Origin of the sequence: Pseudomonas sp. MWU12-2345, assembly GCF_023242385.1 — a bacterium.
GTDB classification, from domain to species: domain Bacteria; phylum Pseudomonadota; class Gammaproteobacteria; order Pseudomonadales; family Pseudomonadaceae; genus Aquipseudomonas; species Aquipseudomonas gingeri_D.
Genome location: NZ_JALLJA010000001.1, coordinates 1,340,174 through 1,352,982, shown reverse-complemented (window position 1 = coordinate 1,352,982; position 12,809 = coordinate 1,340,174). Strand labels below are relative to the sequence as shown.

The window sequence follows — 12,809 nt, the reverse complement described above, 5'->3', positions numbered from 1 at the left end:
ATGAGCAATCCAGTCAAAGCAAGGAAAAGCGACAGCACGGTTGATGCCTGGGCGATCCTGTTCCTGATCATCCTGGTGGTGGCCACCGCTGTATTCTGGGTCAGTCACAAATAAGGCGGCACCTGCCGTCACACGGATGCACAATCTGCCGTAACTGTAGGAGCGAGCTTGCTCGCGATGAACGCAAGGGCACTGCGCTTATCCGAGGCCCCGCGTTATCGTTGACGTCCATCGCGAGCAAGCTCGCTCCTACATTCCATAGCGTTTTTATGGTGAGAGTTGTCGGACAATTCCGATGGTCTGCCGCAAGGTACAGGCAATTTGCCTGTATGATACGCCGCTATTTTCCGGGGCGCGGTGACATGCTGAAGACTCTCTGCAAAGGCTTGCTGATCCTGAGCCTGCCGTTCTGGATGGTGGCCCAGGCCACCACGGTGGTGTTTCTCAATCCTGGTTATTCCACGGAGCCGTTCTGGGTCAGCTATGCCCATTTCATGCAGGCGGCCGCGAGCAATCTCGGCATGGACCTGACGGTGCGTTATGGCGAGCGCGACCCGCAAACCAGTCTCGCCCAGGCTTACGAAACCCTGCAGGCCACGCACCCTCCCGATTACCTGATATTCGTCAATGAGCAGTCCGTGGCCCCGCAAATCCTGCGGATGGCCCAGGGCCGCGGGGTCAAGCTGTTCATTGTCAACAACCGCTTGACCGCGGAGCAGAGCGAGCGGCTCGGTGACGTACCGGAGCTGCTGGGCAGCATGGTGCAGAACGACGAACAGGGCGGCTACCTGATGCTCAAGGAGCTGGTCCGGCAACGCTCGTTGCAGGCGCCCGGCCAGCCCATTGATTTGCTGGCCTTTGCCGGGATGAAGCTCACTCCGGCCTCGCAACTGCGCGAGCAAGGCCTGCGTCGGGCGCTGGCGGAGTTCCCGCAGGTGCATCTGCGGCAGTTGGTCTACGGCGAGTGGAGTCGCGCCCGCGCCTTTGATCAAGCCGAGCAGATGATTCGGCGCTATCCGCAGACGTCACTGGTCTGGGCGGCCAACGATGAAATGGCCCTGGGCGCCATGGCTGCCTTCGAAAAGGCGGGTCGCCGGCCTGGACGGGATGTCCTGTTCAGTGCCGTCAACAGTTCTGCGGATATTCTCCGGGCGCGTATCGACGGGCGCCTGAGCGTGCTGGTGGCCGGGCACTTCACCCTGGGTGGCTGGGCGATGGTGCTGCTGCGTGATCATGCCGACGGAGTCGACTTTACCCACTATGGTGGCCGTGATCGGCAGGTCCAGGCACTTGAACTGATCGACAAGGCCCAGGCCGAGAAACTGTTGCGCTTCAGCACCAACGAGGATTACCGCGTGGATTTCAGGGCTCTGAGTGCCCGCGGCAAGTCGGGCAGCTACCGTTATCCGTTCACCCTGAAAACCGTACTGCCCTGAGTTCGGCCGCGCCTGCCGGTGTCATACGCCGGCGAAGTGCAGCACCAGCTTGACCACCCCGTAGAGCGTCAGACCGAAGATCGCGGTGAACAGGATGCCAATCATCACGAAGTGGCTCGGTTTGCCATGGGTAAAGTCACGGGCACGGTTTTTCCCGCTTTGTACGCCAAAGGCCGCCGCCATGACGCTATGGAGCATTTGCCAGAAGGTCGGCGGCTTGTTGTCGAGCGGATCGTCCATGGAGTCCTCCACACACAAGGTTGTGTGTGGAGAGCATAGACAATTCTCCCGTTAGTTGTCGTAGCCCAGGTTCGGTGCCAGCCAGCGCTCACTGACACTCAGCTCCTGGCCCTTGCGCGCGGTGTAGCTTTCGACCTGGTCCTTGTCGACCTTGCCGACGGCGAAGTACTGCGCCTGCGGATGGGCGAAATACCAGCCGCTGACCGCCGCCGCCGGGAACATCGCGTAGTGCTCGGTGAGGAACACGCCGCTGTCGCCGGCCTTGCCTTCGCTGGCCGCCGGGTCGAGCAGGGCGAACAGGGTGCCTTTCTCGGTGTGGTCGGGGCAGGCCGGGTAGCCGGGCGCCGGACGAATACCGCTGTACTGCTCCTTGATCAGCGCGTCGTTGTCCAGTTGCTCGTCCTTGGCATAACCCCAGTAGTTTTTCCGCACCTGTTGGTGCAGCCACTCGGCACAGGCCTCGGCCAGGCGGTCGGCGAGGGCCTTGACCATGATCGAGTTGTAGTCGTCGCCCTTGTCCTGATAGGCCTTGGCGACTTCTTCGGCGCCGATCCCTGCGGTGGTGATAAAGCCGCCCACGTAGTCGGTCAGGCCGCTGTCTTTCGGCGCGACGAAGTCGGCCAGGGAGAAGTTCGGCTTGCCGTCGGTCTTGATGATCTGCTGGCGCAGGTGATGCAGCTTGGCCAGTGGCTGGCCATCGGCGCCGTAGACTTCCAGGTCATCGTCCTGCACCTGGTTGGCCGGCCAGAAGCCGAACACCGCGCGGGCGCTGATCAGTTTCTCGTTGATCAGCTTGTCGAGCATTTCCCGGGCATCGGCATAGAGCGCGGTTGCGGCTTCGCCGACCACTTCATCCTCGAGAATGCGCGGGAATTTGCCGGCCAGGTCCCAGGAGATAAAGAACGGGGTCCAGTCGATGTATTCGGCGAGGACCCTGAGATCGATATTGTCCAGCACCTTGGTGCCGGTGAAGGTCGGTTTGACCGGCTGGTAGGTGCTCCAGTCGAACTGCGGCTTCTTGGCGACGGCCACCGGGTAGCTCAGGCGCTCGGTACGGGCGCTGCGGTTGGCGGTGCGCTCGCGGACCTCGACGTACTCCTCGCGGGTCCTCTGGACGAAGCCGGGCTTGAGTTCCTTGGACAGCAACTGGGTCGCGACGCCGACGGCGCGGGAGGCGTCGGTGACATAGACCACCGCATCGTTGCTGTAGCGCGGTTCGATCTTCACCGCGGTGTGGGCCTTGGAGGTGGTCGCGCCGCCGATCATCAGCGGCAGGTGGAAGTCCTGGCGCTGCATTTCCCGGGCGACATGGACCATTTCATCCAGCGACGGGGTGATCAGCCCGGACAGGCCGATGATGTCGCACTTCTGCTCCTTGGCCACCTGGAGGATTTTCTCCGCCGGGACCATTACGCCGAGGTCGACGATATCGTAGCCGTTGCAACCGAGGACCACGCCGACGATGTTCTTGCCGATGTCGTGGACGTCGCCCTTGACCGTGGCCATGAGGATCTTGCCCTTGGCTTCCGGCTTGTCGCCTTTTTCCAGCTCGATGAACGGGATCAGGTGGGCCACCGCCTGCTTCATCACCCGGGCGGACTTCACTACCTGGGGCAGGAACATCTTCCCGGCGCCGAACAGGTCGCCGACGATGTTCATGCCGGACATCAGCGGGCCTTCGATCACTTCGATCGGGCGCTTGAAGGACTGGCGCGACTCTTCGGTGTCTTCAACGATGTGGGTGGTGATGCCCTTGACCAGCGCATGTTCCAGGCGCTTGTTGACGGGCCAGCCACGCCACTCTTCGGTCTCGGCTTCCTTGACGCTGCCGTCGCCCTTGTACTTGTCGGCGATGGCGAGGAGGGCGTCGGTGCCTTCCGGGGTGCGGTTGAGGATCACGTCCTCGACGGCGTCACGCAGTTCCGCCGGGATCTGGTCGTAGATCTCCAGCTGGCCGGCGTTGACGATACCCATGGTCAGGCCGTTGCGGATCGCGTACAGCAGGAACACCGAGTGAATCGCCTCGCGTACCGGGTTGTTGCCGCGGAACGAGAACGATACGTTGGACACGCCGCCGCTGGTCAGTGCGTGGGGCAGCTCGTCGCGGATATAGGCGCAGGCATTGATGAAATCGACGGCGTAGTTGTTGTGTTCCTCGATGCCGGTGGCGACGGCAAAGATGTTCGGGTCGAAGATGATGTCTTCCGGTGGGAAGCCGACTTCATTCACCAGGATGTCGTAGGAGCGTTTGCAGATTTCCTTCTTGCGCGCTTCGGTGTCGGCCTGGCCGGCTTCGTCGAAGGCCATCACCACCACGGCGGCGCCGTAGCGCTTGCACAGTTTGGCGTGATGAATGAACTGCTCGACCCCTTCCTTCATGCTGATGGAGTTGACGATGCCCTTGCCCTGGATGCACTTGAGGCCGGCTTCGATCACTTCCCACTTGGAGGAGTCGATCATGATCGGTACGCGGGAGATATCCGGCTCACCGGCGATCAGGTTGAGGAAGGTGACCATGGCCTTCTTCGAGTCGAGCATGCCCTCGTCCATGTTGATGTCGATCACCTGGGCACCGGCTTCCACCTGCTGCAGGGCGACTTCAAGGGCTTCGGTGTAGTTGTCCTCGCGGATCAGCCGGGCGAACTTGGCGGAACCGGTGATATTGGTCCGTTCGCCGACGTTGACGAACAACGACTGGCGATCGATGGTGAACGGCTCCAGGCCGGACAGGCGGCAGGCCTTTGGGATGTCCGGAATGGGGCGTGGCGCGTAACCGGCCACCGCCTTGGCGATGGCGCCGATATGGCCGGGAGTGGTCCCGCAGCAACCGCCGACGATGTTCAGGAAACCGCTCTGGGCGAATTCCTCGATGACCTTGGCGGTCTCTTCCGGCAGTTCGTCGTACTCGCCGAATTCGTTTGGCAGGCCGGCGTTGGGGTGCGCGGACACGTGGGTGCTGGCCTTGTTCGACAGCTCTTCCAGGTAAGGGCGCAACTCGCTGGCGCCGAGGGCGCAGTTCAGGCCCACCGAGATCGGCTTGGCGTGGGCCACGGAGTTCCAGAAGGCTTCGGTGGTCTGGCCGGACAGGGTGCGGCCGGAGGCATCGGTGATGGTCCCGGAGATCATGATCGGCAGTTCGAAGCCCAGCTCTTCATACACGCCTTGCACGGCGAAGATCGCCGCCTTGGCGTTGAGGGTGTCGAAGATGGTCTCGATCAGGATCAGGTCGGCGCCGCCTTCGATCAGGCCCTTGGTGGCCTCGGTGTAGTTTTCCACCAGTTCATCGAAGGTCACGTTGCGGTAGCCGGGGTTGTTCACGTCCGGCGACAGCGAGCAGGTACGGCTGGTCGGGCCGAGCACGCCGGCGACGAAACGTGGCTTGTCCGGGGTCTCCAGGGTTTTCGCGTCGGCCACCTTGCGGGCCAGGCGCGCGCCTTCCACGTTCAGTTCGTAGACCAGCGCTTCCATGCCATAGTCGGCCTGGGACACCTGGGTGGCGTTGAAGGTGTTGGTTTCCAGGATATCCGCGCCGGCATCCAGGTAGGCCTTCTCGATCGAGCCGATCACATCCGGGCGGGTGATGACCAGCAGGTCGTTGTTGCCCTTTACATCGCTGGGCCAGTCGGCGAAACGTTTGCCGCGATAGTCCTGCTCCTCGAGCTTGTAGCTCTGGATCATGGTGCCCATGCCGCCGTCGAGAATCAGGATGCGCTCTTTGAGAGCTTTCTGGAGAGCTTGAAGGCGAACGCTGCGATCGGACATGGAAACTACCTGGAAAGGACGGATACAGAAGAGCCGCGATGATAGCAAACCTGTGCGCTTTTAGAGCATTCCAAGGTTTTGCATGAATATCACTCATGTTTAAGACGCAATGAGGCTGTAGAATCGTCGCGTTTTTACTTCAAGGATCAGAGCCATGCCGTACCGTTTTTTCAGCGCTTTCCTACTGCTGATGCTTAGCAGTATCACCCAGGCGCAAGACTCGGCTCCGGCGATTTCCTATACCCGCGACATTCAACCGATCTTCGCCGAGAAGTGCGTGGCTTGCCATGCGTGCTACGACGCGGCGTGCCAACTCAACCTGGGCAGCGCCGAGGGCGCGGCGCGCGGCGCGTCGAAGATCCCGGTATATAACGGCAACCGCAGCGAGGCCTCCCAGCCCACGCGCCTGTATATCGACGCCCATACCCCGCGCCAATGGCAACAGAAGCAGTTTTACTCCGTGCTGGATGCCCAGGGCAGCCAGGCCGCCCTGATGTCGCGCATGTTGGAATTGGGTCATCGTACGCCCTTGCAGCCCAATGCCAAGTTGCCGGAAGACATCGTACTGGGCCTGAACCGCGAGAATATGTGCCCGATGCCCGGCGAGTTCGCGGTCTATGCCGATGCCCACCCGAAAGAGGGCATGCCGCTGGCCGTGACCGGGCTGACCGATCAGCAGTACCAGACCTTGCAACGTTGGCTGGCCTCCGGCGCGCCGATGGATGAACAGGCCCTGGCACCGAGTGCCAGGGAGTCGTTGCAGATTACCCAATGGGAAAACCTGCTCAACGCTCCGGGAGCCCGGGAAAGCCTGGTGGGGCGCTGGCTCTATGAACACTGGTTCCTGGCGCACATCTATTTCGAAGGGGGCGAGCCGGGACACTTTTTCCAGTGGGTGCGTTCGCGCACGCCGAGCGGCCAGCCGATCGAACTGATCAACACCCGCCAGCCGAACGATGACCCGGGCATCCAGGTGTATTACCGGTTATGGCCGGTGCAGGGCGTGATCGTGTACAAGACCCATATCACCTATGCCCTGAGCGCGGCGAAGATGGCGCGGATCAAGACCCTGTTCTACAGCGGCAACTGGCAGGTCACGGCATCGCCGGGCTACGGCCCGCAGCGGCGGGCCAACCCCTTCGAAACCTTCGAGGCGATCCCGGTGGCGGCGCGTTATCAGTTCATGCTCGATAACGCCGAATACTTCGTCGACACCTTTATCCGTGGGCCGGTCTGTCGCGGGCAGATTGCTACCGACGTGATTCGTGACAACTTCTGGGTGTTTTTCCAGGCCCCGGAACATGATCTGTACATCACCGATGCGGTTTATCGCGGGGCCGCGACGCCGCTGCTGGCGACGCCGGGGCAGAATGACGATGTCGGCAGTGTGTTGAGCCTGTGGCTGGCCTATCGCGACAAGCGCAATGAGTATGAAGCCTTGCGCAGGGATGCCTACGCCACTGTCCGGGCCCCGAGTTGGTCGAGCCTGTGGGCCGGTAACGACAATGCCTTGCTGAGCATTTTCCGCCATTTTGACAGCGCCACGGTGAGCAAGGGCCTGATCGGCGAGGTGCCGCAAACCCTGTGGCTGTTCGACTACCCGCTGCTGGAGCGGACCTATTACCAGTTGGTGGTGAACTTCGACGTGTTTGGCAATGTGTCCCATCAGGCGCAGACCCGGCTGTACTTCGATCTGATCCGCAACGGTGCCGAACAGAATTTCCTGCGCCTGATGCCGGCTAATTCCCGCGATGGGTACCTCGACGACTGGTACCAGAACGGCGGCAAGCTGAAGATGTGGCTGGACTACGAGCGTATCGACGACAGCAAGCCGAGTGCCCTGAAGCTGGATGAAAAGGATCCGAAGGGCGACTTCGTCAGGCAACTGCTGGTGCGTTACGGCGATCTGAATGCGCATCCGGACCCGATCAACCGATGTGACGGCGCGTACTGTTCGCGCCCGAACATCGACCCGGCGCTGCAGGAGGCCGAGCAGTCACTGAGTCGCCTGACCTCGCGGCCGGCGGCCGGGCTCAAGGTCGTCGAACAGCTGCCGGAGGCCACCATGCTGCGCATTGAAAGCCGTAGCGGCAAGCGTGAGATCTACAGCCTGTTGCGCAACCGTGCCCACAGCAACGTGGCCTTTATGCTTGGCGAGGCTTCTCGCTATCAGCCGGGGTTGGACACCGTGACCATTTATCCCGGGATCCTCAGCAGCTATCCGAATTTCATGTTCAATATTCCCGCCGATCAGGTGCCTGAGTTTGTCGATGCCATGGAGCAGTCCAAGGACGCCGCGAGCTTCGAAAAGATCGTCCAGCGCTGGGGGATTCGTCGCAGTCATCCGCAGTTCTGGCAGTATTTCCATGATTTGACGACTTACCTGCAGGAAACCGACCCGGTCAATGCCGGGGTGCTGGATATGAACCGCTACGAGAACCTTTGAGGGCAGGGGTCACTGGAAATAGCGACTGGGCGATTCGCCCAGCGCCCGGCGGAATACCGTGGCAAAGGCGCTCGGGCTGCTGTAGCCCAGTTCCATGGCTACTCGCGTCACCGCTTCGCCATTGCCCAGGCGGACGATCGCCGCCAGCAGGCATGCCTGTTGGCGCCATTCGACGAAGCTGACGCCGGTGTGCTGGCGGAACAGCCGGGTGAAGGTACGCCGGCTCATGCCAGCGCCTTGAGCCATCTCGTCGATAGCGATTTCCAGGGATGGCTGGTCGAGCAAGCGGCGGCAGATCCTGGCCAGGCGCGGTTCCCTGGGGAGCGGGGCGTTCAGTGCCAGCTTCGGCATCCTGGCGATTTCGTGGAGCAACAGGCCCAGCAGGTACTCGTCGCGCTCGCTGAGCGGGGCCGGGACCTGCGCCGCCTGCTCGAGCAACTGCCGCAGCAGCTCGGAAACCCCCAGTACCTGGCAGTCTTCGGCCAGCGCCAGACGTTGCTGGGAGGCCGGCAGAATATAAGCGTTGAGCATGGTCACCGGGCCGCGCATGCACATGGCGTGAGGGAGTCCGGCCGGAACCCAGATGGCGCGCCCCGGCGGCACGACCCAGTCGCCCTGGTCGGTAAATACCGTGATCACCCCACAGGCGGCATAGGCGAACTGGCCGCGTTCGTGGTTATGGTGGTCGAATCCCTGGTTGTCGGCATAGTCGTGGCGGGTGACGACCACCTCGCGTGAGGTGCTGGGATAAAAGTCGGTGGTGAGAATAGGCATGGCCCATTTTTAATTGAAGTTGACCTTGCATTGCAAGCGGGCCAGGTACGGGCATCGGCAAAGTAGTCGGGTAGCGGCGAGTCATATCGCCGTTCCTGACTATCCGGATGGTTTGCCATGCAGAAAAAACACCTGTTGCTCGCCGTGCTGGTCACGGCCGTATGGGGCTTGAACTTCCCCATCACCAAGCTGGGCCTGATCCACATCGATCCACTGCTGCTGACGGCGCTGCGCTTTACCCTGGCGGCTCTGCCATGGGTGTTTTTCATTCGCCGGCCACAGGTGGCGATGTCGTGGATCGCCGCGTACGGGATGATTTTCGGGGTCGCCATGTGGGGACTCATCAACTTTGGTATCAGCCTGGGGGTTCCCCCCGGAACGGCGGCGCTGCTGATCCAGACCAGCGCCTTCTTCACCCTGGGCTGGGGCGTGTTGCTGTTTCGCGAGTCGTTGAGTGGGGCCCAACTGCTCGGCGCGCTGCTGGCGGCCCTGGGCCTGGCCTGCGTGCTGTGCGACAGCCCGGCGGGCGAGAGCCGCGCCGGGTTGCTGTTGATCGTGCTCAGCGCCGTCGCCTGGAGCCTGGGCAATGTGCTGATCAAGCTGTCCCGGGTCAAGGAGGTGTTCGCCTTCGTGGTCTGGGCCAGTCTGTTCGCGCCGCTGCCGCTGTTCCTGCTCACCTGGCTCAAGCACGGCGCGGCGCCCTTTGTCGCGCTGCCGGATCAGGTCGGGCCGGGCCTGCTGTTCTCCCTGGCGTTCCAGGTCTATGGCGCCACGCACCTGTGTTACTGGGGCTGGAACCTGTTGTTGCGCGAATATCCGCTGTCGCGGGTAGCACCGCTGTCTCTGCTGATTCCGGTATTTGCCATAGTCGGTTCGATGCTGTTGCTCGGCACCTGGCCAAGCCCGGCGGGCTGGATCGCCAGCGCGCTGATTTTCTCGGCGTTGCTGGTGGGGGGTATCCGTTGGCGACCCCTGCTTTCCCGACAAAAATACTAGGACTTTGTCCGGCGGCTCGATTGGCGTAAACTGGCGGCAAGTCTGTGAGGAGATTCCATGAGCGCCATAACCATTACCGATGCCGCCCACGATTATCTGGCTGATCTGCTGTCGAAGCAGAACACCCCGGGGATCGGCATCCGCGTTTTCATTACCCAGCCGGGTACCCAGTACGCCGAAACCTGCATTGCCTACTGCAAGCCGGGTGAAGAAAAACCTGAAGACACCGCGCTGGGGCTGAAAAGCTTCACCGCGTGGATCGATTCCTTCAGCGAAGCCTTCCTCGATGATGCCGTGGTCGATTACGCCACCGACCGTATGGGCGGCCAGTTGACCATCAAGGCGCCAAACGCCAAGGTGCCGATGGTCAATGCCGACAGCCCGGTCAACGAGCGTATCAACTACTACCTGCAAACCGAAATCAACCCGGGGCTGGCCAGCCACGGCGGTCAGGTCAGCCTGATCGAGGTGGTTGAAGACGGCATCGCCGTGCTGCAGTTCGGTGGTGGTTGCCAGGGCTGCGGCCAGGCCGACGTGACCTTGCGCGAAGGCATCGAGCGCACCTTGCTCGAGCGGATTCCCGAGCTCAAGGGCGTACGTGATGTGACTGACCATACGCAGAAAGAAAACGCCTACTACTGAGTTCGGTAGCAGGGCGTTCGCTGCGTTCGGTTGGATAAAAAAACGGTGCCCGTGAGCATCGTTTTTTTATGGGGGATGGGTGGTGGCTGTTCCGGCCTTTTCGCGGCGGTGCGGCGATCCGACAAGCCCTGCTCCTACAGTATTGTGTCGTACACAACATCGGTGAACGACGATGTACTGTAGGAGCAGGGCTTGCCCGCGAAAAGGCCTTCAAGAGCAGCACATGATTACGACCCAGAAACCCGGTTCTCCAGGTAATCACGCAACCGCTCCTGCAGATAGGGCACACCCAACGGGTGCTCCAGATACTCGACAATCGACATCATTCGCCAATACTGGCCTTCGTCGCCAAACCGGATCGCCTCGATTTCCTTGCGGCTCAGTTGTCCCACCAGGAACCACGAATGGGTATTGGGCTGGGTGACACTGGGATAACGCCGTGCCCATTCGATGCGCTCAGCCCCGATACGCAGGGAAAACTCCTCGTCCAGCTCCCGCAGCGCGCATTCGCTCGGTGTTTCCTCACCTTCACGACCGCCGCCGGCAAAGTCCCAATGCCCGGGATAGGGGATGCTGTCCTTCATGTCACGCAGATAGGTCAGCAGCTCGTCGCCGCAGAGCAGGGCCAGCTTGGCGCCGGAGAACAGCGGTTCGGACATGGTGTTATCCCCCAAATGATCACGGTCGATAAAGGTGGGCATGGCCGGCCCGATACAGCGAAGACTCGCTGAAGTGGTCGCTGCCCAGCACGCGCCCCACCAGGATCAGGGCCGTGCGACGAAAGCCCTTGGCCTCGACCTGGGCCTGAATATCCGCGAGCGTCCCCACAACCCAGTCCTGATCGGGCCAGGTGGCGCGATGGATCACCGCGATCGGGCAGTCCGCGCCGTAATGCGGCAGCAGCTCCTCGATGATTTTAGCCAGATGCTTGACCCCCAGGTGAATCGCCATGGTCGCCCGGTGCTGGGCCAGGCTGGCCAACTCTTCTCCGGTCGGCATCGCGGTCTTGTCGGCATAACGGGTCAGGATCACGCTTTGGGAAATATCCGGCAGCGTCAGCTCGGCACCGAGCAGGGCCGCGCAGGCGGCGGTCGCGGTCACGCCGGGGACGATTTCATAGGCGATGCCCAGTTCGCGCAGGGGACGGATCTGCTCGCCGATGGCGCCGTAGAGCGACGGATCCCCGGAATGCACCCGCGCCACGTCCTGGCCCAGGGCATCGGCCGCCTTGATCAGGTCGATGATCTGTTCCAGGTGCAGTTCGGCGCTGTTGACCACCTGGCTGGCGCAGTGGCCTTGCAGGACGGCTTCGGGCACCAGGGAGCCGGCGTAGATGATCACCGGGCAACTACGGATCAGGCGTTGGCCCTTGACGGTAATGAGTTCCGGGTCGCCGGGGCCGGCGCCGATGAAATAGACGGTCATGACACTCTCTGGACGGACTGCACAGGGCCTCACATGAACGATGTTCATGCAGGAGGAGGGGATTATCTAGGGTTTTGCCCGGTCCAGGCCAGCGCAAAGGTCGCCATGGGGTTCTTCTGCCGTGAAACCAGCAGGTTCGCCCGTGTTTGCCCCAACTGTTCGGCCAGGGCCAGCGCGGCACTTTCGGCCACGCCATGGCAGCCGGTCTGCTCGAAGGCCAGGCGGGAACGATGGCTGAGGCGTGGTTCGTAAGGCGCCAGCTCGGTCGCGCTGAAGAACACCAGCGGCAGGTTCAGGCGCTGCGCGAGTTCGAGCAGGCCCGGCTCAGCCTTTTTTCCGTCAATGCTCGCCAGCCCCTTGATCGCCTTGAGGTCGATTCCATGGGCCTGTAACGACTGCTCCAGCAACGCCTGCAGGGTCGAAGCGCTGCAGCCCTGGCGGCAGCCGAGGCCAATCGCAAGGACCGGCGTTGTCTGGGTTTGTGTCATGGGTGAGGCTCGGGGGGATGGCGGGGCTGGAGTGAGTTATAGAATGCTTTTGATCTTGAGTCTCAGCTGATCGATGGAGAAGGGCTTGCCGATCACCTGCACGCCGGGCGCCAGCTCGATGCTTTCGGCGTAGCCGCTGGCAAACAGCACCGGCAGCCCGGGGCGCATCTGGCAGGCGGCCTTGGCCAACTCGCGGCCATCCATCTCGGGCAGTCCGACATCGGTCATCAGCAGGTCGATACGGGTATCGGCCTGTCTGAGAATATCCAGGGCCTTGTCGCTGCCGTCGGCCTCCAGGACATGGAACTCCAGTTCCTCCAGGACGTCGACGATCAGCATGCGCACAATGGCATCGTCTTCGACAACAAGGATGGTGGAGGTGGCTGCTGGCATAAGGGGGTATCCCAAAAGTGAAGGGTGGATCAAGGCCGCTGAAATGCTCTGCCTTCTGCATCAGTAAGCCACCAGGTCGGACAAGTTCCCACACTTGTACAAAAAAAACAAAGTGTACAAGATGATAGGCTAAGGTGAGTCATCACGTCACGGCAGTGCGGCCTGGGAAATTGCATTCTAAGCTGTGAGAAAAAAGTCGGTCTTTTA

Annotated in this window: 11 protein-coding genes; 4 read left to right on the top strand and 7 right to left on the bottom strand. The window is 61.8% G+C overall.

Annotated features, from left to right (window positions below; all coding sequences use genetic code 11):
- Positions 1–362: 362 nt before the first annotated feature.
- On the top strand, positions 363–1,436 hold the full coding sequence (locus tag M5C71_RS05685; protein WP_103494856.1) for an ABC transporter substrate-binding protein: 1,074 nt from the start codon (positions 363–365) through the stop codon (positions 1,434–1,436).
- 21 nt (positions 1,437–1,457) lie between these two features.
- Here the strand turns inward: M5C71_RS05685 and M5C71_RS05680 are convergent, their stop codons facing one another.
- Both M5C71_RS05680 and metH read right to left on the bottom strand, forming a co-directional pair.
- Positions 1,458–1,676: a DUF2970 domain-containing protein gene (locus tag M5C71_RS05680; protein WP_103494827.1), complete on the bottom strand. Its 219-nt coding sequence runs from the start codon at positions 1,674–1,676 to the stop codon at positions 1,458–1,460.
- 51 nt (positions 1,677–1,727) lie between these two features.
- Positions 1,728–5,438: a methionine synthase gene (gene metH, locus M5C71_RS05675; protein ID WP_103494828.1), complete on the bottom strand. Its 3,711-nt coding sequence runs from the start codon at positions 5,436–5,438 to the stop codon at positions 1,728–1,730.
- A gap of 154 nt (positions 5,439–5,592) precedes the next feature.
- Here metH and M5C71_RS05670 point away from each other — a divergent pair, with 154 nt between their 5' ends.
- Positions 5,593–7,884, top strand: coding sequence for a fatty acid cis/trans isomerase (locus tag M5C71_RS05670; protein ID WP_248767422.1), 2,292 nt, complete (start codon positions 5,593–5,595; stop codon positions 7,882–7,884).
- A 9-nt stretch (positions 7,885–7,893) separates the two neighbouring features.
- Here M5C71_RS05670 and M5C71_RS05665 read toward each other — a convergent pair whose 3' ends face one another.
- The gene (locus tag M5C71_RS05665; protein ID WP_248767421.1) at positions 7,894–8,658 is read right to left on the bottom strand and encodes a helix-turn-helix transcriptional regulator; all 765 of its coding nucleotides are present in this window, start codon (positions 8,656–8,658) and stop codon (positions 7,894–7,896) included.
- A gap of 117 nt (positions 8,659–8,775) precedes the next feature.
- Between M5C71_RS05665 and M5C71_RS05660 the strand changes: the two genes are divergently transcribed.
- Together M5C71_RS05660 and nfuA are read left to right on the top strand one after the other, a co-directional pair.
- On the top strand, positions 8,776–9,654 hold the full coding sequence (locus M5C71_RS05660; protein WP_248767420.1) for an EamA family transporter: 879 nt from the start codon (positions 8,776–8,778) through the stop codon (positions 9,652–9,654).
- 57 nt (positions 9,655–9,711) lie between these two features.
- Positions 9,712–10,296 carry a Fe-S biogenesis protein NfuA gene (gene nfuA, locus M5C71_RS05655; RefSeq protein ID WP_100943656.1) on the top strand — a complete coding sequence of 195 codons (585 nt, stop codon included), beginning with the start codon at positions 9,712–9,714 and terminating at the stop codon, positions 10,294–10,296.
- A gap of 227 nt (positions 10,297–10,523) precedes the next feature.
- Here the strand turns inward: nfuA and M5C71_RS05650 are convergent, their stop codons facing one another.
- The 4 genes from M5C71_RS05650 to M5C71_RS05635 form a co-directional block, all read right to left on the bottom strand.
- A complete protein-coding gene (locus tag M5C71_RS05650) occupies positions 10,524–10,955 on the bottom strand; it encodes an NUDIX hydrolase (protein WP_248767419.1) in 432 nt (143 codons plus the stop codon).
- 19 nt (positions 10,956–10,974) lie between these two features.
- Positions 10,975–11,721 carry a precorrin-4 C(11)-methyltransferase gene (gene cobM, locus M5C71_RS05645; RefSeq protein WP_103494833.1) on the bottom strand — a complete coding sequence of 249 codons (747 nt, stop codon included), beginning with the start codon at positions 11,719–11,721 and terminating at the stop codon, positions 10,975–10,977.
- Between the two features lie 62 nt (positions 11,722–11,783).
- Entirely contained in the window at positions 11,784–12,209 is a 426-nt protein-coding gene (locus tag M5C71_RS05640) for a cobalamin biosynthesis protein (protein WP_103494834.1), read from the bottom strand.
- 36 nt (positions 12,210–12,245) lie between these two features.
- The gene (locus M5C71_RS05635; RefSeq protein ID WP_103494835.1) at positions 12,246–12,602 is read right to left on the bottom strand and encodes a response regulator; all 357 of its coding nucleotides are present in this window, start codon (positions 12,600–12,602) and stop codon (positions 12,246–12,248) included.
- Positions 12,603–12,809 lie beyond the last annotated feature (207 nt).